Source organism: Desulfobacterales bacterium, assembly GCA_034520365.1.
In the GTDB taxonomy this organism is placed as follows: domain Bacteria; phylum Desulfobacterota; class Desulfobacteria; order Desulfobacterales; family Desulfosalsimonadaceae; genus M55B175.
The window spans coordinates 834,622-851,847 of sequence record JAXHNP010000006.1 but is presented as its reverse complement, the minus strand read 5'-3'; the positions used below and the strand labels follow the sequence as shown (position 1 = coordinate 851,847).

The window sequence follows — 17,226 nt, the reverse complement described above, 5'->3', positions numbered from 1 at the left end:
ACTGTGAACTGTGAGCTACTTAAATCATAAAGCCTTGATTTCATTGACCCTACACCTTATACCCGATACCTTAAACCGTTAAGTTACTTAGAAGTATTCCCCCCGGGCCGTTTGCCCGGGACCGAGCCTATAAATAACTTTAGAGGCACTGAGGTACGGTAAATTTGTTCTATCTATTTTTCAGGCGGGCACGGTGGCCCGCCCAACGAATGGGGAAAAACCCGATTCATCGTAGGGTCGGCCACCGTGCCGACCATAAATCCTTGATTTCATTAACCTAATACCTAATACCCAAAACCTAATACCCGTGAAGTTACTTAGAAGGGGCTATGGCTCAATCCGGCCCCATTGATTTAAATCGGTTTTAGTTATCTCTGTATATCTTTGAGTACAATGTTTAGCAATAGATAAATTGGTATAAACATCGGTCCGATAGGGGGGCGTCCGTTGTTCTGCAAAATTGAATTGAGGGGCTATGTCGATTCTCATTTATTGATGATTCGGCTGACCAGCGCCTCCACCCGGGCCTGGATTTCATCCCTTACCCGGCACATGAATTCTTTGGACTGGCCGGCCGGATCCGGAAGCTCCCAGTCCAGCATTTCAACGCCTGGCACATGCGGGCATTCCTCACCGCACCCCATGGTCACGATAATATGCGGCTCCGATGCTTCGACAGCCGCATTCAGGCTGCTGGGCGTGCGAAAGGCCATATCATAGCCGATCTCTGCCATAACTTCCTGCATTACCGGATTGACCTGTTCGGCCGGCTGACTGCCGGCACAGTCCACATCCAGGGCATCACCGGCCATGTAACGGGCAAATGCGGCGGCCATCTGGCTGCGGCAGGCATTCTCCCGGCAGGCAAACAGAATTTTTTTTCTTCGAAAGACCGGGCCCATCTTTTCGATTTCATTTCTGACATCATCGGCCACCGTATCATGCTTTTTCATATCCCCGATATTTTCGATGTGCCGATAGGTTAAGCTGCTGTCAAACGAGGCGCCCACCGCATCGAAAAAATACCTGGCGGTCAGGGTCATCCCCTCGAAAAGATTCCTGCCTTTTGTGGCCCCGACAGAAAGCATCATCCCTTTGCGAAAGGGGCGCCCCGGATCCACAAGCCCCAGTTTATACTTTCGCGACCATAGGGTCTGGGACCGATCGATCAGCGCTTTGAGCTGTGCGGTGGTGTTATAGAAGTAGATCGGCGTGGCCAGGATAATCAGGTCCGCCCGCCGGAGAAGCGGATACATCTCCAACGCCATATCGTCATCCTCGATCGAGCAAAACCCTTTGCGCTCACACTGGGTGCAGCCGATACAGGGCTTGATGTTTTTTTGGGGGACCTGTACCAGGCGGGTTTCCGCGCCACAGCCGGCGGCCGCCTCGAGCACCAGGTTCGAAAGATGGTTGGTATTGCCTTTTTTACGGGGGCTTCCCTGCAATCCGAGAACTAGCATGATCCCTTTCCGTTTTCGATGGCTGCCAGCGCCTCTTTGGCCAGGCGGCTGACATGGGTTGTAACAAGCGCCAAATCGCGAAACATATCGATTTCCGAATTATCCGCCAAAAGCGCTTCAATCTCTGAAACAGCCGCCGCGGCGCCTAAATTGCCGAGTGACCAGGCCGCATATCCGCGGTGGTGGGCATCCGGAGACGTCAAAAAAAGTCGTAAATCGCCGACCGTATCCTGCAGGAGCGCGGGCCGGACCTTTGCCAAGCGGCCGACAGCCCAGATCGAACCCCGCTGCAGGCCCTCATGCTCTAAAAAATTCTGATCACGGCGCACATAGGAGCCTAAAATGGCGCCGTATTCATCGGCAAGCTTTGGCTGTCTTGCCATAATCTCCGCCATAGCCTCAGGCGAGCCCCAGCCGATACCCCCGGACTCATCATTTAAATTCCACATGAGCCGCCGCATCACGACCCGTGCGGACTCCATATTGCGCTCAGCCAGCCGGGCGACCACAAACCCCATTCCGGCCACCGCCCGCCATTTGACAAGCGGCGAGCCATCATAGAAGCAGGCGAACAAGGGATTGACCGCCGTTCGGGCGGGAATGCGGGCCAGTGCATCCAATATGTCATTGATATCCGTATCCGAGGCAAGCAGTTGGCGGACCCTTTTTTTGAGCTGCCGTCCGGTCATTCCGATTAAATCGATATTATCTGACATTCCCCTTTTACACCCTATTCCTTTAACCCCACACCCCACACCTTACACCCTACACCTTACACCCCACACCCCTATACCTACGCTTCCCAATAAATACAATCCGCCGGACAGTGCTTGATGGCCTCGTCAACCAATTCTTCCGGATATTCGCAAAGCTCCGCCACCGCCACATACCCCGCGTCGCTTAGATGGAACACCTCCGGGCAAACCTCTTCGCAGACGCCGCAGCGGATGCATTCGCTTAACTCCACAACCGGGGGCTTCACGAAGCCTGACCAAGCACCGCCTGACCGATTTTTCGGCCATATGCCCGGCAGTTGCCAAGGCCTTCCTTGTCCGGGACATACTGGATTTTCAACCCTCCATCGAGCATGTCAAACTTCATGGCCGCCAGTTCGTCATGAATCAGCTTGACCGATTCCCCGCTCCAGCCATAGGAACCGAATGCCGCGCCGATTTTGTTTTTCGGCTGAAGGCCTTTCATGTAGGTTAAAATATCGCTGACCGATGGGAACAGCCCGTTATTCAATGTTGGCGAGCCAACCACTATGGCTTTGGCGTCCAGGACTTCGGTCATAATTTCGCTGCGATGGGAACTCCGGATATGCACGGGGGTTACGGAAACCCCGGTTTCCGCAATGCCGTCGGCAATGGCCTCTGCCATGAGCTTGGTGCTCTTCCACATGGTATCATAGATAATAATGGCCTTCCGTGCAGGCTCCTGCCGGCTCCATTCGACATAGGCGTTAATAATTTTGCCCGGGTCCTTTCGCCAGATAATGCCATGATCCGGACAAATCATCCGGATATCAAGCCCCATTTCCGTGACCTGTTCCACCAGCTTCAATATTTTGGGCGCGTACAGCAGAAGAATGTTGGCAAAATACTTTTTGGCATGCGGCATAATCGCATCGCCCACCACATCGTCAAACATTTCATAGCCCGCATAGTGCTGGCCAAAGGCATCGCTTGAAAACAGGATCTTATCGGTCTGGCTGTAAGTGAACATACTGTCCGGCCAGTGCAGCATCCGGGTTTCCAGAAATGTCAACGTCCGGCTGCCGATACTCAGCTCCTGGCCGCTTTCGACTGCCTGATAATTTAAGTTATCCCCAAAATGCTGGACCAGATTCTTATGCCCCATCTTGGAGCAGTAAACCGGCTTGTCTTCACCGATGTAATGCATGACCCGGGGCAGGCCCCCGGAATGGTCCATTTCCGTGTGATTGCTGATCACTATATTTATCTTTTTGGGATCCACAACCTCGGAAATATTGGCCAGCATTTGATCGGCAAACTCTTTTTTCACTGTATCAATAAGCACCACCTGCTCATCAACCACCAGAAAGGCATTATAGCTCGTGCCCTGCTCGGTGGAGTATCCGTGAAAATCCCGGATATTCCAGTCGATCACACCAACGTTGTAGATTCCCTTTGCAATTTCTACTGGCTTCATTCACTGCCTCCATAAGAAAGACCGGTTTCAGTTAACTGGGATTTGGGTATTAGGTGTTGGGTATTAGCTACACCTAATACCTAAATGTTAATACCCAATACCTTTTTAAACACCGAAACCGGTCTCTAAACTAAATTATTCTTTTTCAAAATCATCTTTGCCTGCGCCGCAGACCGGGCACACCCAGTCATCCGGCAGATTTTCAAAGGATGTACCGGGCTCAACCCCGTTATCCGGATCACCCTGTTCCGGGTCATAAACATAACCGCAGACCTGGCATACATATTTGTCCATAACGCCCTCCTTTTTTGATTAACGTAATCGTATTTTAATTAACTTAATCGTACTCAGTCCCGCGCAAGCGGGACGGTACACGTACTCGTTGTAATCGAAAAAAAATTAAAAGCCGATTACGAGAACGAGTACGAGCACGAGTACGAATCTGAAACCTGAAACCTGTTATTAAAGCTTTTTCACCTGGCGTGGCAGTCCATACAGGACAAGGGCCCGGAAGCCTGCCCGGCCATTTTTCGCTCCTTGTGGCAGGCAATGCAGCTTTGGTTCATAACCTGCTGCTTCTTGAGTTTGCCCTGCTCCTGCAGCTTCTGTATGGCCCCGCGCTTTTGCGGAAACATGTTGTGACAGACATTGCAGTCATCATGCGTTTCCTGATGCAGTCTATGGGGGAACGGAGCGGCCGGCAGGCGGCCGCTCTCAAGCTTCATCTCGGCCGCCCCCTTATCAATGGTTTCCTGTGCGGTTTCCTGTGCCGCTGATAAGGCGGCTACACTCATTGCCGTCACAACTGCCGATGCGGTCAGAATCAAAATAATTTTTCGCATGCATTGCTCCAATCCGGCCATCAGGCGCTGCCTGACAGCGTGCATTGGGTGAAATCCACTTCCTTGCCGCATTTCGGGCATTTGTGCGGCTTGTCAAATTCATCGGAGAAAATCTCCAATGCCTCGCTGCACTCGGGGCAATTACAGGTAAATGACTTCAAATTTTTAAACTGCTGGAATCCCGGGCAGTGCTGTGGTGTCGTCATAATATCTTCCTCCTTGCTTTCTTAGTATCTAAGTTAAAATAAAGTGTACAAATTTTATCCAGTATACATGACTTCCTGAGGCATTATTTTGTAATTCCATTCACCATGAAAACTCGCTCGCTCAATGTTTAGCTGAGCCATTTCATCATCACCAACTTTAAGACCTTTTTCATATTGCGTATCATCAATATCAGCCTCTATTTTCAGGCCTTTTTGGGTTGTGGTGTTTGAAATCAGATTGACTATAGTCCCAAGGCTATCTAATGGTCGTCCCCGCCAGTTCTTGCTCATAAAAGAAAACATTTGATGCTCGATTTTATTCCATTTGCTTGTCCCGGGCGGAAAATGACAAATACTGATCGTAATTCCCAATTCATTTACCAGAGACTGAACCTCTTTTTTCCACAAACGAACTCGGTAGCCGTTACTGCCACCGCCGTCTGCTGTGATCAGCAACCGGGTAGCGCCGGGATACCTGAAACAGCCCATTTCATTCCACCAACGCCGAATGCTTTCAACCGCAAATTGTGCTGTATCTCGACTTATACCGACGCTTACCCATCCCTCATTACGTGTCAAATCATAGATACCGTAAGGACAAGCTTTACCTTTCTCTTTGTCCGGAAAGTCATATGTGTTCACATCGGTTGGTTGCCCGGCGGGTTCCCACTCCATACCGGTGTTTTTATATTGGCCAATATTTTCTTTTTTCTTGGCATCGACTGAAATAACAGGCTGACCATCGCCTTGAAACTCTTTTACCTGCTCATATATAAAATTGAACTGTGCATCCCGATCCGGACTTTGTTTTCCCTCCTTAATTTTTCGATTGGCCTGCATACTGTAACCCATTTCCTGAAGCATCAAATACACAGTCTTCTGGGACACATTATGCCCTCTTTTACGAAGGGCTTCTGATAGTTTATAGGTACTTTTACAGGTCCATCTGAGAGGAGATTCCGGATCGCCTCTGGTAAGCGGATCTATTAGCATATCAAGGTCTTTAATCAATGCAGGATTTTTATCCACCAGACGCTTACGCCCACCCCCAGATTTACGTATGCGTTTTTTGCTTCCATCTGCTTTACCCGTCAGTTCCTTTTTTCCTTTTCCGATGGTCACACGTGACATACCTGTTGCCTGGCAAACAATGGTATCTCCTCCTCTGCCAATTGTATTGGCTTCTGATGCAGCCCATATCCTTTTGTCCTTTTCTGACAAATGAGCCGCCATCAACTCGAACCTTTTTTTCACCTGACTGATCAGATCTTCTTTCTGTTGAGTTTCCATACATTTGACTGTAGTATGGAAGTGAAACAAAAGTCAACATATTTGTATATTTTATTTTAACTTATTACCTTACTGCAGTTTGGCCGCGATTTCACGGCCGTAGTCCTGAGCCATTTTCATCCCGCCGCCAAGCGTGCTTGCCTTTAAACGCAGCGGATTGCTGACCATCTCCATGCCGAAAATATTTTTCATCGTATCAAAGATCCGATCCGGGGCCTCCCCGCTCCAGCCGAACGCGCCGAACGCGCCGCCGACTTTTCCGGAAAGCTCGGCATTTTCAGCCATGAAAAGAAGCGTCTTCATGGACTGCATCATATCCCCGTGATAGGTCGCAGAGCCGAACACATAGGCGTCATAGCCCGTGAGATCCTTCTCCGACTTGATCTGATTGGCGTTGACCGCTTCCACTTCGATGCCGGAAAACCGCATGCCTTCCGCGATCAATCCGGCGATAACTTCCGTCTCCCCTTTCCGCGTCGCAAAGGCGACCAATGCTTTAGCCATGTCTCACCTTTTGGGTTCAGTGTTTGGATTTGATCCGATCGTCCGTTCCTTTATCTTCGCAATCGGGCGTATAACAGGAATTATCCACGAATTCACACTTTTCTTTGCAGGACGGGCATTGCTTCGGCGGTGCGTCCGCCTCGAAGGTATACCCGCAATTTGAGCACTTCCAACTGGCCATCATCCTCACCCCCCTTATTGACTGTTTTTCCAGTGGCCATGAATATTGCAGTATTCCCTGGCGGTTACTTGACCGGCGGATATTTCGAAAAAGGCCTCAGGCGCATCCCCCGGATTCAAGAACTGCATATAGCTCTTGCCATCCACAATCAACTCGATCCATTCGATATAATGCTTCTCCTCCATGGGATGGGCCACATCGCCGATCTTTACCTTAATTCCCTTGTCGGTTTTTTCAATCACCGGGACGTGCTTTTCCTTTGCCGCATCCACGGTGTTCTCAGCCATCAGCGTCATTGCCTGGTCGCAGCAGACCAGGGTGCCGTCACTGGCATGAAGCATCTCAACAATGTTGCCGCACAGTTCGCATTTATAGACTTCCAGGTGTTGCGTCATAATTCTCCTCCTTCAGAACAATGGGTTGCATAATCAGTTTAAATCAAAAGCCCCGACTCCTGGTTTATAGCGCCGGGCGTTTTAAGTTGTCTGGCCAATCCGCCAGCGCTCTTGATAAAAAATAATGGTTCAGATTGATTTTTCCAATACAAATTGTTTACACGCTAAAAGCTAAAGCCATTTGCCCTTATGCATGTGTGTCTCTTTCTCCGCCTCGGCGGTTTTCCTAATCCGATAGGCCGCATCCCGAAGGATGCCGTAGAGCACACCGCACCCCACATCTTCTCGATCCAGATCCCCCTTCTCGGCCAGATTCAGCATCGCTTCTGCAAGCTCAATGGTTTTTTGGATATTTTCATTGCAGGTTTTCAAGAAACTGTCCCCTTTTTTCCTTATGCCAAATTGGATTTCAATTTGCATGCCAAAAATCTTAAATTACGAAAGGGAGACTTAAAGGAAATGGCCTTTTTTTTGAAGCCTTTGCCAAAGCCACCGAGACTTTTAAACCGTGAACTATGAACCGTGAACTCGAAACATTTGGCGGATGCGCTATCGCTTATCCACCCTACTGATTCGTACTCGTGCTCGTACTCGTACTCGTGATCGGCTTTTAATTTTTTCGAGTACGATTAAATTACCTAAAAATGCGCTAATTGATCTTGACATGTTTCAAGATTTCTCATTGAAACATTTATGTTTCAAAAACAATAATCAATGACGGGAAAAATGTATGGCTTCTGAAAAAATCTTAAAAACCGCTGCAAACGATATGCAATCCAGGCAAAACGGGGCGATATACTGGCCAAAACTTTATGCCGGCACGCTTTTACGCCGGTATAAACGGTTTCTGGCGGATGTGCCCCTGGATTCCGGTGAGCAGGTCACTGCCCATTGTCCGAATTCAGGCAGCATGACCGGCTGCAGCATCTGGTAGAGAAAGGCGAACGGTGTGTCATGTTTTTTCTGATTCAGCGGACAGATGCCGAAGCATTCGCCCCGGCGGACCATATTGATCCGGCATACGGCCGGGAGCTTCGAAAAGCTGCGGATAAGGGGGTTGAGCTGCTTGCGTCCGGCTATAACTTCAAGTACTGTTTTCCAGGGTTTGCGGCACGGCTGAGGGGTATTCGTTGATGAACCGATAGAGCGTGGCCCGGCCCACACCGAGCAGTCGGGCGGCCATGGCCTTGTTTCCGGCGGTTTTTTCCAGGGCGTCACGCACCGAGTCAATATCCAGCTTCTTGACCGGGCCGCGGCGGCTTTTGGCCACCCGCTGATCAGCCAGTTCCATGGGCAGGTCCTTGGGCCGGATGATTCGGCTGCTGCATTTGACGATTGAATACTGCAGCGTATTCTGGAGCTGGCGCACATTGCCGGGCCAGTCATAATCCATGAGCATGGAAAGCGCTTCATCTGAAATCCTGATGCGCCCATTTTCCGCCGGGCTGGAAAATGTCTCCAAGAAATAATCCACCAACAGCGGGATATCGACCCGGCGCTCTCTCAAGGGCGGGATATGGATGGGAATGACATTTAAGCGATAATAAAGATCCTCGCGAAAATTTTTCGCGCGCACCGCTTCGCCCAATTCGGTGTTGGTGGCGCTGATGATCCGCACATTCACAGAAATCGTCGCTTCGCCGCCTACCTTTTCGAATTTGCCGGTCTGAAGAAAGCGCAAAAGCTTCACCTGCAAGTCTTTGGGCAGTTCCGCCACCTCATCCAGCAGCACCGACCCGCCGTTCGCCAATTCGAACCGCCCCTTTTTATCCCGGATGGCTCCGGAAAACGCGCCCTTGACATGGCCGAACAGCTCGCTCTCAATCAGCCCCTCCGGAAGCGCACCGCAGTTAATGGGCACAAACGGTGCCCCGGCCCGCCGGCTCTGGTTGTGAACGGCCTCTGCCACCAATTCCTTGCCGGTGCCGGTCTCCCCGTAAATATGGACCGGATAGTCATAGGCAGCCAGATCCTGAATCTGCTTATAGATCCTAACCATCTGGCTGTCCCGGCCGACGATGTCGCCATACCCCATCATCTGACCGGTTTTAAGCTTTAGCTCAACAACATCCGTATTATCCTTGATAAAGGCCAGTACGCCGATGAATTCTCCGGCTTCGTCTTTCATGGCAGTGACATGCATCTCGGCATTGCGGATCTGCCCGTCTTTTCGCAAAATATTGACCGGATACCCGATATCATCCGGGATGCTGTGATCGGCTTCCCGGAACAGGCAGCGCTCGCCGCAGAAAGGTCCGCCAAAGGCCTCATGGCAATCCTTATATAGCACCTCCTCGCGACTGTAGCCGGTGATGCGCTCTGCCTCATGGTTAAAAAAGAAGATGCGGCGGTCCAGATCATGGGCAATAATGCCCTCCTTGAGGTTGTCCAGAATCCGGATCAGATTTTTTTCGTTGGCGAGGATTTCCCTGAATTTTTTTTCCGTCATGATCGTGGGTTCTTATTATATCACCGATTTTTTGTCAAATTCTTCTTGGATTCCCCGTAAAGAGGCACCGAAAAAAATTAACTTTTGACTCAAGTCAATGAAATTTCTTCCATGGCGCCTTATATTAGGAGTCAAACATCGAAAGGAGGCATCATTATGAAATGTCCCGGACAGGACAGCCGATATTGGAAACCCACTGCGATTTTTGAGGTGGACTGCCCGGAATGCGAGAACCGGGTCGAATTCTTCAAGGATGATACCACCCGGCGATGCCCGCATTGCGGGCACCAGTTTGTCAATCCGAACATGGACTTCGGATGCGCGGCTTACTGTAAATTTGCGGAACAGTGCATCGGAAACATGCCGCCGGAGCTTCTGGCCGAGCGCGACGAACTCCTGAAAGACCGGATCGCCATTGAAGTGAAAAAATACTTCAGAAACGATTTCAAACGGATCGGTCATGCCACCCGCGTGGCCCGGCATGCCGAAAAAATCGCGGCCAAGGAGGGCGGCGACATGGCGGTGATTATGGCTGCCGCCTACTTACATGACATCGGTATCCATGAAGCCGAAAAAAAGCACAATTCAACCGCCGCCCGTTATCAGGAGGAGGAGGGACCGCCCATTGCCAGGGAGATCCTTGAAAAACTGGGCGCTGCAGAGGGACTGATCGAAGAGGTCTGCGATATCATCGGCCGCCACCATCATCCAAGGGATGAGGAAACCCAGAATTTCAAGGTTCTCTATGATGCGGACCTGATCACCAACCTGGCGGAAAAGCATAAGGAGCAGCCTATGGCCGCCGAGCATGCCGAGCGGATCATAGAAAATCAGTTTTACACGGAAACCGGAAAATCGATCGTCCGGCAGGTGCTGCTGTAGATCAAGAAAATAACGGAGGACATATGAAAACCACACGCAAAATCATTGAAATCGATGACCAACTCTGCGACGGCTGCGGCCAGTGCGTGATCGCCTGCGCCGAAGGCGCGCTCAAAATAATTGACGGCAAAGCCCGGGTCATCTCGGAGAACCTCTGCGACGGCATCGGCGCCTGCATCGGCGAATGCCCCCAGGGCGCCCTTCATATTGTTGACCGCGAAGCCGAAGAGTTTGACGAGGCGGCTGTTGAAAACCACCTGGCACAGATGGAAAACCAGACCGCCTGCGACCCATCCGCGGGGCCGGGGACCTGCCCGTCCAGCCAAATAAAGAATTTAACGCCGGTTTCCGCATCGCAGGCGGAATCCGCCGAACACGGGCCAACCGACAGCCGGCTGTCCCACTGGCCGGTGCAGATCCGGCTGGTGCCGGCCAACGCACCGTTTTTGAAGAATGCGGATCTGCTCGTGCTTGCCGACTGTGTGGCCGTGGCCTATCCCAATCTCCATCAGGATCTGCTGGACGGTAAAGCCGTTATGATTGGATGCCCCAAATTTGATGATAAGGACGGCTATGCAGAAAAGTTTGGCGATGTAATCCGGCAGGCGGGATTAAACAGCATCACCATCGTTACCATGGAGGTGCCCTGCTGCTCGGGGCTGCCGGGTATTGTCAAAAAAGGCATGGAAATCGCCGGAAGCGAAGTGCCCATCCGGGAGGTGGTCATCAGCCAGCGCGGGGCGATCCTTTCGGACACGGGCTGGCATGAATCAAAAACAGCGGCCCAAAATTAACACCCCCAACCCCCCTATTCCGGACAAATTGATAACACGGGACACGGCGCCTGACGGATTACCCGGTCGGTGGTGGAGCCGACCAGAAGCTCCTCCACCATCCCGTGCCCCCGTATGCCCAAAGCGATCATATCGATAGCACTCATTTGGGCATACCGGATCAATTCGGCATAGGGCTTGCCCACCAAAACCTTGGTCTCCAGCTTAATCCAGGCCAGGGCTTCCTTGGGAACCAGTGAATTCAGCTTCTCCTTGACCATATCGTAGAGTTCCTCTTTAAACTTATCACCGGATTCCTGGGGCAGCTTGAAAAGATCCTTGTATCCGGAAGGCTCCACCACATGCACGAGATGGAGTTCGCTTTCAAACTCCTGGGCCATGGAGAGGCTGTAATCCAGGGCCAGATCCGAATCCTCTGAAAAATCGCATCCCACCAGAATCTTTTTGAAGGGAAACTGCTTGGTCGCTGAGCGGTCGGTAAACTCCTCAGAGCCCCTTAACACCAGCAGCGGACATGGAAGGGTACGCATCAGGCGTTCAGTGACGCTTCCCAGAAAAAAGCGCTTTATACCGGATCTGCCGTGGGTAGCGGTAATGACCAGGTCCGCAATATACTCATTGGCCAGCCGCGCAATCTCATCCGTGGTATTGCCGATGGAGATAAGCGGCTGATACATTACATCGGTATCGCCCAGCAGCCGGTCAATCTCCTGCCGGGCCGTATCCATGAACCGCTGCTGATATTCTATCGGATCAAACACCGCCTCGCCGTATGCGGAAACCGTCGGCAAATCAACCACATGGCAGACATACAGGTTGGCCTCAAAGCGCTTGGCCATGGCCACCCCATAGGCCAGCACCGCATCGGCAAACTCGGAAAAATCCGTCGCGCAGAAAATATTTCGGAACTGCCGTCGCATACCCCCCTCCTTTCCTTAACGCCCCTGAATAAAACCTGGTAAACGATATCAAATAATATTTACGCCTGTTTATAAAATAGCATCGGTTTGGGGAAATAACAACAGGAGATAAAATCACAAAACCTTAATTTTTATCAAATTGCCTTGGCATCAATCGTTTGCATAACTCGGACAGTCGTGCTTGTCCTCGATATGGGGCTTGATATCAAGGATCGGGGTGCCGTCGATCATATCCGCCCGTCTGACGGAAATAATATTTTTATCAATATTTATAACTTCCAAAACAGAGAGGCCGATGGGATTTGGCCGAAAGGGGGAGCAGATGCTGAAGACGCCCATGGCCTGCTGGCGGTGGGGCGGGGTCTGGATCAGCTTTTGAGGATCGAACTTTGCGCTTTTGTGGAAATGAAACAAAACGATGATTTTCTGGCCGGGCTGGATATCCTTTAGCCCTTTGACATAGTTCTCATCAATGACAATCCGGCCGGTCACATCAGAGACACTCCAGTGTCTCGGGATATCTGTGGCCTCCGTGTGAAAAGTGCCGATGGGTTCAAATTCGATTGGCATAAAATCTCCTTTATCGCTTCTCAAGCTTTGCCACCGCCTCAATATGATAGGTATGGGGAAACATGTCCACGGGCTGCACCTCGTCCACCCGATACCGGTCGGAGAGCATCCACAGATCCCGGGCCAGGGTGGCCGGGTTGCAGGATACATAGACGATCCGGGAGGGCCGCATTTCCAGCACGTTTTTTACCACATCCTTGTGCATCCCGGGCCGCGGCGGATCAATAATCATGACATCCGGTCTTTCGGTAATATCGGAGAGCCGGGTCTTGATATCCCCCACCAGGAATTCGCAGTTTGAAATATCATTATAACGGCAGTTTTTTTCCGCATCCGCCACCGCGCTTTCCACAATCTCAATGCCGGTAATGGCCCTTGCCGAATCAGAGAGAAAAATGGGGATGGTGCCGGTGCCGCTGTAAAGATCGAGCACGGTTTCACTGCCGGACAAATCCGCGTATTGTTTTACGGTATGATAGAGGATCTCCGCCCCCCGTGTATTGGTCTGGAAAAACGAATTGGCCGAGACCTCGAATTCATAGGGGCCGATGCACTCCTTCAGGCAATTCTCCCCGGCCAGCGGGACCTCATAGTCGCCGGTGGCCACGCCGGACTTTTTAGCCGTGATATTGTTGACCACGGAAACCACTTCCGGGTACCGGCCCATTAGTTCTTCCGCAAGGGGCTTGACGTCCGCCACAGATTCGGAAGCAGTCACAATATTGACCAGCCACTGATCATATGCCACCGAATGCCTTAGCATCAGAAACCGCCAGAACCCCTTGTGAGTTTTTAGCCCGTAGGCCGGCAGTCTTGAGGTTTTCATGTAGCTTTTGGCATCATTTAAAATTTGATTGCCGGTATCCGGCTGCAGCAGGCAGCGGTCAATATCAAGCACCTTGTGGAAGGTACCCGGCACATGCAGGCCCAGGGCAAAACCGATATCAATGCGCTCGTCGCCCAATTCCTCCGGCAGCAGCCACCGCCGATCTGAACAGGAGAATTCCATTTTGTTTCTGTAATGAAACACCTGATCCGAGGTCCGGGTGGGATGCACCCAAACCCCTTTAATGCCGCCGATATGGGCCAGGGATTCCGAGACATGCCGCTGCTTGTATTCAAGCTGCTTGTCATAGTCCAGAAACTGCCATTTGCAGCCGCCGCACCAGTGGCTGTACGGACACGGGGGATCGACCCGGTCCGGCGACGGGGCAATCAAAGAAACCGCCCGGGTCTCGGCATAATTTTTCTTTCGCTTAAAAACCCGGGCCACGACCCGATCCTCCGGCACCGCCTGGTCGACAAATACGGTAAACCCGTCCACCTTGGCAATTCCCCGGCCGCCGAAGGCCAGGTCGGTTATTTCCAGCTCAATTTCCTGTCCTTTTTTAATCCGCATAGAAATAAATAAAGGGTTTAAGGTTTAGGGTTTAGGGTTTAGGGTTTAGGGTTTAGGGTTTGAAAAATAATAAAAAATCTGCAAATTTTGCCGGTATATTTATATTTGACAAACCACATTTGCAAAAAAGGCTAAAGTCACGGCTAATTTGTTCTAACCGCAAAGCCCATAACCACCGTCCTGTTAACGGACAGATAGTCGGCACGGTGGCCGACTCTACGACGCATGTCGTCGTAGGGCAGGCCACCGTGCCTGCCTAAAAAAAGACAGAACGAATTTACCGTGAGGCTAAAGTAATTAGAATTGGATAAAAATGCAATCCCGGTTATTCTGAAAAATCACATCAAGGGGAAATAATGACGACAGAAACTGTGTGGTTCGACTCTGACGGCTTAAAAATCCACGGCACGCTTCACCTCCCGGATTATGCTAAGCCGCCGATTGTGGTGGGCGCCCACGGACTGATGAGCGATGGCGAATCCCCCAAACAAATCGCCCTGGCGGAGAAGTGCAATGAAATCGGGATCGGCTATTTCCGGTTTGATCACCGGGGATGCGGGCAAAGCGAGGGCCAGTTTGCCGAAGTCACCACATTTGACGGCCGGTGCCGGGATTTGATGGACGCGATCACAAACCTTCTGGATATGGATATCACCGATGGCCGGATCGCTCTTTTCGGCAGCAGCCTGGGCGGTGCCGCGGTTCTGGCCGCTGCCTCCGAAATCAACCCCCGGGCGATCGTCACCGTGGCCGCCCCGATTCGAAGCGAGGCCATCCGGGCGCCCTATATCAATGATGCCGCCCAGCAGCCTGTTCTTGAATCCCTGAACCGGGAACAACTGTTTTTTGATATTTCCGACCGGCTTGCCGGGGTTTCAAACCTGCTGCTGTTTCACGGGGATGCGGATCCGATCGTCCCCTATGAGAATGCCCTGGAAATCTATAAACTGGCAAGCGCGCCCGTGGAGCTGGTACGGCTTGAAAACGGGGATCACCCAATGAGCGATGAAAACCATCAGGCAGCATTTATGGCACGGACGATTGAGTGGTATCGGGATAAGTTCCAAAAACCGCAAAAGGGTTCCACGGTAAATTTGTTCTGACGAGAAACCCCATAACCATGGGGTTTCATGCATGTAAGGTCGGCACGGTGGCCGACCCTACAAAATGTCGGCATTGTCGCGTAGGGCGGGCCACCGTGCCCGCCTGAAAAATAGATAGAACAAATTTACCGTGAAAAAGGTTCTTGACAAGCATAAACTATACTGTTACGAGATAAAAATATTCAAAGGTGACCCAAATGAGACGATTTAAGCTGATTATCAACAACAACCTGATACTTATTATTGGCCTTACTGTAGGCGTAGGCTACGCCGACCGGGACCGCAGGTGTTGATAATCACTTGAATTAAAAAGGAAATTAACCTTAAAAACCGTTATCAGCACTTGCTGATAACGGTTTTTTTTTGATGGAGGATTTCGGGATGAAAAGTGACAATGCCAAAAAAGGACTCGCGCGCGCGCCGCACCGCTCGCTGTTTAAAGCCATGGGGTATACGGATGAGGAAATCCGACGCCCTTTAGTCGGGGTGGCCAATTCGGTCAATTCCATTGTGCCCGGCCACGTGAACTTAGACAAAATCACCGAAGCGGTTAAAACCGGCATCTTAATGGCGGGCGGGACCCCGATTGAATTCGGCACCATAGGCGTCTGCGACGGCATCGCCATGAACCACGAAGGCATGAAATACTCCCTGGGCAGCCGCGAACTGATCGCGGACTCCATCGAAGTTATGGCCCGGGGCCATGCCCTGGACGCCATGGTCATGATCCCCAACTGCGATAAGATTGTGCCCGGCATGCTGATTGCGGCCGCCCGGCTGGATCTGCCCACGGTGGTGATCAGCGGCGGTCCCATGCTGGCCGGCCGCCACCCGGAAAAACCCGGGGAAAAAGTCGACCTGATTTCCGTATTCGAGGCGGTGGGCGCGGTGCGCTCTGGCAAAATGGAGGAATCCCAGCTGACGGCCATTGAGGATGCGGCCTGCCCTACCTGCGGGTCCTGCTCCGGCATGTTTACCGCCAATTCCATGAACTGCCTAACCGAGGTAATCGGCCTGGGACTTCCCGGCAACGGCACCATCCCGGCGGTGATGTCGGCCCGGATTCGGCTTGCCAAAACGGCCGGCATCAAGGTGATGGAACTGTTTGAAAAGCAGATTACGCCCAGTCAAATTTTAACCGAAAACGCGTTTGAAAACGCGCTCGCCGTGGATATGGCACTTGGCTGCTCAACCAACACGGTGCTCCATTTAACCGCCCTTGCCCATGAAATCGGCTGGCCCCTGGAACTGGACCGGATCAATACCGTGAGCAACCGGACGCCGCATTTGTGCTCTCTGAGTCCGGGCGGTCCGCACCATATCGAGGACCTTAACAATGCCGGGGGGATCCCCGCGGTTATGAAGGTTTTAAACGAAGCCGGCCTGATCCACCCGGAGTGCATGACGGTCACCGGCCGCCCGGTCACGGAAAACCTCGCATCCGCGCGGGTGCTGGATCAAAATGTGATCCGGCCGATTGAAAACCCCTATCACAAAGAAGGAGGCTTAGCTGTCCTGTTCGGCAATCTGGCGCCGAACGGGTGTGTGGTAAAGCAGTCCGCAGTTGTGGAAGGTATGCTGCGCCATGAAGGGCCGGCGCGGGTGTTTGACTCCGAGGAAGCGGCAACCGAGGCGATTCTTGACGGAAAAATCAATAAAGGCGATGTGGTGGTCATCCGCTACGAGGGTCCCATGGGCGGCCCGGGAATGCGCGAGATGCTCACCCCAACCTCCGCCATTGCCGGTATGCAGCTGGATGCGGATGTGGCGCTTATCACGGACGGCCGCTTCTCCGGCGGCACCCGGGGGGCGGCCATCGGACATGCATCCCCGGAAGCCATGCAGAAAGGCCCGATTGCCCTGGTGAATGAGGGGGATACCATATCGATTGATATTCCGGCAAAAACCATTACCTTAAAGGTCGACTCCGCGGAAATCGATAAACGTCTGGAAAAATGGCAGGCGCCGGCGCCCAAAATTACCAAAGGCTATATGGCCAGATACGCGAAGATGGTGTCGTCTGCGGATAAAGGCGCAATAATGAAATCTTAATGAT

Annotated in this window: 21 protein-coding genes; 6 read left to right on the top strand and 15 right to left on the bottom strand. The window is 51.8% G+C overall.

Annotated elements, in window-relative coordinates; all coding sequences use genetic code 11:
- Positions 1-485 precede the first annotated feature (485 nt).
- The 11 genes from U5L07_11840 to U5L07_11790 all read right to left on the bottom strand — a co-directional run bounded on the left by U5L07_11840 (position 486) and on the right by U5L07_11790 (position 7,425).
- A complete protein-coding gene (locus U5L07_11840; GenBank protein MDZ7832434.1) occupies positions 486-1,463 on the bottom strand; it encodes an NAD(P)H-dependent oxidoreductase in 978 nt (325 codons plus the stop codon).
- Entirely contained in the window at positions 1,457-2,179 is a 723-nt protein-coding gene (locus U5L07_11835) for a HEAT repeat domain-containing protein (protein ID MDZ7832433.1), read from the bottom strand. Before U5L07_11835 ends, U5L07_11840 begins: the two co-directional genes overlap by 7 nt.
- Positions 2,180-2,256: 77 nt before the next feature.
- Positions 2,257-2,445, bottom strand: coding sequence for a ferredoxin (locus tag U5L07_11830; protein ID MDZ7832432.1), 189 nt, complete (start codon positions 2,443-2,445; stop codon positions 2,257-2,259).
- A complete protein-coding gene (locus U5L07_11825; GenBank protein MDZ7832431.1) occupies positions 2,442-3,635 on the bottom strand; it encodes a flavodoxin domain-containing protein in 1,194 nt (397 codons plus the stop codon). Before U5L07_11825 ends, U5L07_11830 begins: the two co-directional genes overlap by 4 nt.
- Before the next feature lie 135 nt (positions 3,636-3,770).
- Positions 3,771-3,929 carry a rubredoxin gene (locus tag U5L07_11820; protein MDZ7832430.1) on the bottom strand — a complete coding sequence of 53 codons (159 nt, stop codon included), beginning with the start codon at positions 3,927-3,929 and terminating at the stop codon, positions 3,771-3,773.
- A 179-nt stretch (positions 3,930-4,108) separates the two neighbouring features.
- Positions 4,109-4,477 carry a cytochrome c3 family protein gene (locus U5L07_11815; GenBank protein ID MDZ7832429.1) on the bottom strand — a complete coding sequence of 123 codons (369 nt, stop codon included), beginning with the start codon at positions 4,475-4,477 and terminating at the stop codon, positions 4,109-4,111.
- Between the two features lie 20 nt (positions 4,478-4,497).
- Complete coding sequence (locus U5L07_11810) at positions 4,498-4,683, bottom strand: hypothetical protein (GenBank protein MDZ7832428.1); 186 nt, start codon at positions 4,681-4,683, stop codon at positions 4,498-4,500.
- A gap of 54 nt (positions 4,684-4,737) precedes the next feature.
- Positions 4,738-5,973 carry an ISAzo13 family transposase gene (locus U5L07_11805; GenBank protein ID MDZ7832427.1) on the bottom strand — a complete coding sequence of 412 codons (1,236 nt, stop codon included), beginning with the start codon at positions 5,971-5,973 and terminating at the stop codon, positions 4,738-4,740.
- Between the two features lie 69 nt (positions 5,974-6,042).
- Entirely contained in the window at positions 6,043-6,477 is a 435-nt protein-coding gene (locus U5L07_11800) for a flavodoxin domain-containing protein (GenBank protein ID MDZ7832426.1), read from the bottom strand.
- Between the two features lie 195 nt (positions 6,478-6,672).
- Complete coding sequence (locus U5L07_11795) at positions 6,673-7,053, bottom strand: desulfoferrodoxin (GenBank protein MDZ7832425.1); 381 nt, start codon at positions 7,051-7,053, stop codon at positions 6,673-6,675.
- Positions 7,054-7,224: 171 nt separating this feature from the next.
- Positions 7,225-7,425, bottom strand: a complete 201-nt coding sequence (locus tag U5L07_11790) for a hypothetical protein (GenBank protein MDZ7832424.1) — start codon at positions 7,423-7,425, stop codon at positions 7,225-7,227.
- A 358-nt stretch (positions 7,426-7,783) separates the two neighbouring features.
- Between U5L07_11790 and U5L07_11785 the strand changes: the two genes are divergently transcribed.
- Both U5L07_11785 and U5L07_11780 read left to right on the top strand, forming a co-directional pair.
- Entirely contained in the window at positions 7,784-7,987 is a 204-nt protein-coding gene (locus tag U5L07_11785) for a hypothetical protein (protein ID MDZ7832423.1), read from the top strand.
- The gene (locus U5L07_11780) at positions 7,945-8,187 is read left to right on the top strand and encodes a DNA/RNA nuclease SfsA (protein MDZ7832422.1); all 243 of its coding nucleotides are present in this window, start codon (positions 7,945-7,947) and stop codon (positions 8,185-8,187) included. The genes U5L07_11785 and U5L07_11780 overlap by 43 nt, the downstream gene beginning before the upstream one ends.
- Here U5L07_11780 and U5L07_11775 read toward each other — a convergent pair.
- Positions 8,138-9,502: a sigma 54-interacting transcriptional regulator gene (locus U5L07_11775; protein MDZ7832421.1), complete on the bottom strand. Its 1,365-nt coding sequence runs from the start codon at positions 9,500-9,502 to the stop codon at positions 8,138-8,140. The two genes, U5L07_11780 and U5L07_11775, sit on opposite strands and share 50 nt — an antisense overlap.
- 156 nt (positions 9,503-9,658) lie before the next feature.
- Between U5L07_11775 and U5L07_11770 the strand changes: the two genes are divergently transcribed.
- Complete coding sequence (locus tag U5L07_11770; GenBank protein MDZ7832420.1) at positions 9,659-10,384, top strand: HD domain-containing protein; 726 nt, start codon at positions 9,659-9,661, stop codon at positions 10,382-10,384.
- Positions 10,385-10,407: 23 nt separating this feature from the next.
- Entirely contained in the window at positions 10,408-11,178 is a 771-nt protein-coding gene (locus tag U5L07_11765; protein ID MDZ7832419.1) for a 4Fe-4S binding protein, read from the top strand.
- A gap of 14 nt (positions 11,179-11,192) precedes the next feature.
- On the opposite strand, the gene U5L07_11760 is transcribed toward U5L07_11765, so the two are convergent.
- From U5L07_11760 to rlmD, 3 genes are all read right to left on the bottom strand, one after another.
- Positions 11,193-12,098, bottom strand: coding sequence for a universal stress protein (locus U5L07_11760; GenBank protein ID MDZ7832418.1), 906 nt, complete (start codon positions 12,096-12,098; stop codon positions 11,193-11,195).
- 150 nt (positions 12,099-12,248) lie between these two features.
- Positions 12,249-12,668, bottom strand: a complete 420-nt coding sequence (tsaA, locus tag U5L07_11755; protein ID MDZ7832417.1) for a tRNA (N6-threonylcarbamoyladenosine(37)-N6)-methyltransferase TrmO — start codon at positions 12,666-12,668, stop codon at positions 12,249-12,251.
- Positions 12,669-12,678: 10 nt separating this feature from the next.
- Positions 12,679-14,067 (bottom strand): 23S rRNA (uracil(1939)-C(5))-methyltransferase RlmD, encoded by a 1,389-nt coding sequence (rlmD, locus tag U5L07_11750; GenBank protein MDZ7832416.1) that lies wholly within the window; start codon positions 14,065-14,067, stop codon positions 12,679-12,681.
- A 356-nt stretch (positions 14,068-14,423) separates the two neighbouring features.
- Between rlmD and U5L07_11745 the strand changes: the two genes are divergently transcribed.
- Positions 14,424-15,170 carry an alpha/beta hydrolase gene (locus U5L07_11745; GenBank protein ID MDZ7832415.1) on the top strand — a complete coding sequence of 249 codons (747 nt, stop codon included), beginning with the start codon at positions 14,424-14,426 and terminating at the stop codon, positions 15,168-15,170.
- A 381-nt stretch (positions 15,171-15,551) separates the two neighbouring features.
- On the top strand, positions 15,552-17,222 hold the full coding sequence (ilvD, locus tag U5L07_11740; protein MDZ7832414.1) for a dihydroxy-acid dehydratase: 1,671 nt from the start codon (positions 15,552-15,554) through the stop codon (positions 17,220-17,222).
- Positions 17,223-17,226: the final 4 nt, after the last annotated feature.

Coding starts and splice junctions, on each gene's coding strand:
- U5L07_11840 (MDZ7832434.1), bottom strand. CDS start 1,463: ATGCTAGTTCTCGGATTGCAGGGAAGCCCCCGTAAAAAAGGCAATACC.
- U5L07_11835 (MDZ7832433.1), bottom strand. CDS start 2,179: ATGTCAGATAATATCGATTTAATCGGAATGACCGGACGGCAGCTCAAA.
- U5L07_11825 (MDZ7832431.1), bottom strand. CDS start 3,635: ATGAAGCCAGTAGAAATTGCAAAGGGAATCTACAACGTTGGTGTGATC.
- U5L07_11820 (MDZ7832430.1), bottom strand. CDS start 3,929: ATGGACAAATATGTATGCCAGGTCTGCGGTTATGTTTATGACCCGGAA.
- U5L07_11815 (MDZ7832429.1), bottom strand. CDS start 4,477: ATGCGAAAAATTATTTTGATTCTGACCGCATCGGCAGTTGTGACGGCA.
- U5L07_11810 (MDZ7832428.1), bottom strand. CDS start 4,683: ATGACGACACCACAGCACTGCCCGGGATTCCAGCAGTTTAAAAATTTG.
- U5L07_11805 (MDZ7832427.1), bottom strand. CDS start 5,973: ATGGAAACTCAACAGAAAGAAGATCTGATCAGTCAGGTGAAAAAAAGG.
- U5L07_11800 (MDZ7832426.1), bottom strand. CDS start 6,477: ATGGCTAAAGCATTGGTCGCCTTTGCGACGCGGAAAGGGGAGACGGAA.
- U5L07_11795 (MDZ7832425.1), bottom strand. CDS start 7,053: ATGACGCAACACCTGGAAGTCTATAAATGCGAACTGTGCGGCAACATT.
- U5L07_11785 (MDZ7832423.1), top strand. CDS start 7,784: ATGGCTTCTGAAAAAATCTTAAAAACCGCTGCAAACGATATGCAATCC.
- U5L07_11775 (MDZ7832421.1), bottom strand. CDS start 9,502: ATGACGGAAAAAAAATTCAGGGAAATCCTCGCCAACGAAAAAAATCTG.
- U5L07_11770 (MDZ7832420.1), top strand. CDS start 9,659: ATGAAATGTCCCGGACAGGACAGCCGATATTGGAAACCCACTGCGATT.
- U5L07_11765 (MDZ7832419.1), top strand. CDS start 10,408: ATGAAAACCACACGCAAAATCATTGAAATCGATGACCAACTCTGCGAC.
- U5L07_11760 (MDZ7832418.1), bottom strand. CDS start 12,098: ATGCGACGGCAGTTCCGAAATATTTTCTGCGCGACGGATTTTTCCGAG.
- tsaA (MDZ7832417.1), bottom strand. CDS start 12,668: ATGCCAATCGAATTTGAACCCATCGGCACTTTTCACACGGAGGCCACA.
- rlmD (MDZ7832416.1), bottom strand. CDS start 14,067: ATGCGGATTAAAAAAGGACAGGAAATTGAGCTGGAAATAACCGACCTG.
- U5L07_11745 (MDZ7832415.1), top strand. CDS start 14,424: ATGACGACAGAAACTGTGTGGTTCGACTCTGACGGCTTAAAAATCCAC.
- ilvD (MDZ7832414.1), top strand. CDS start 15,552: ATGAAAAGTGACAATGCCAAAAAAGGACTCGCGCGCGCGCCGCACCGC.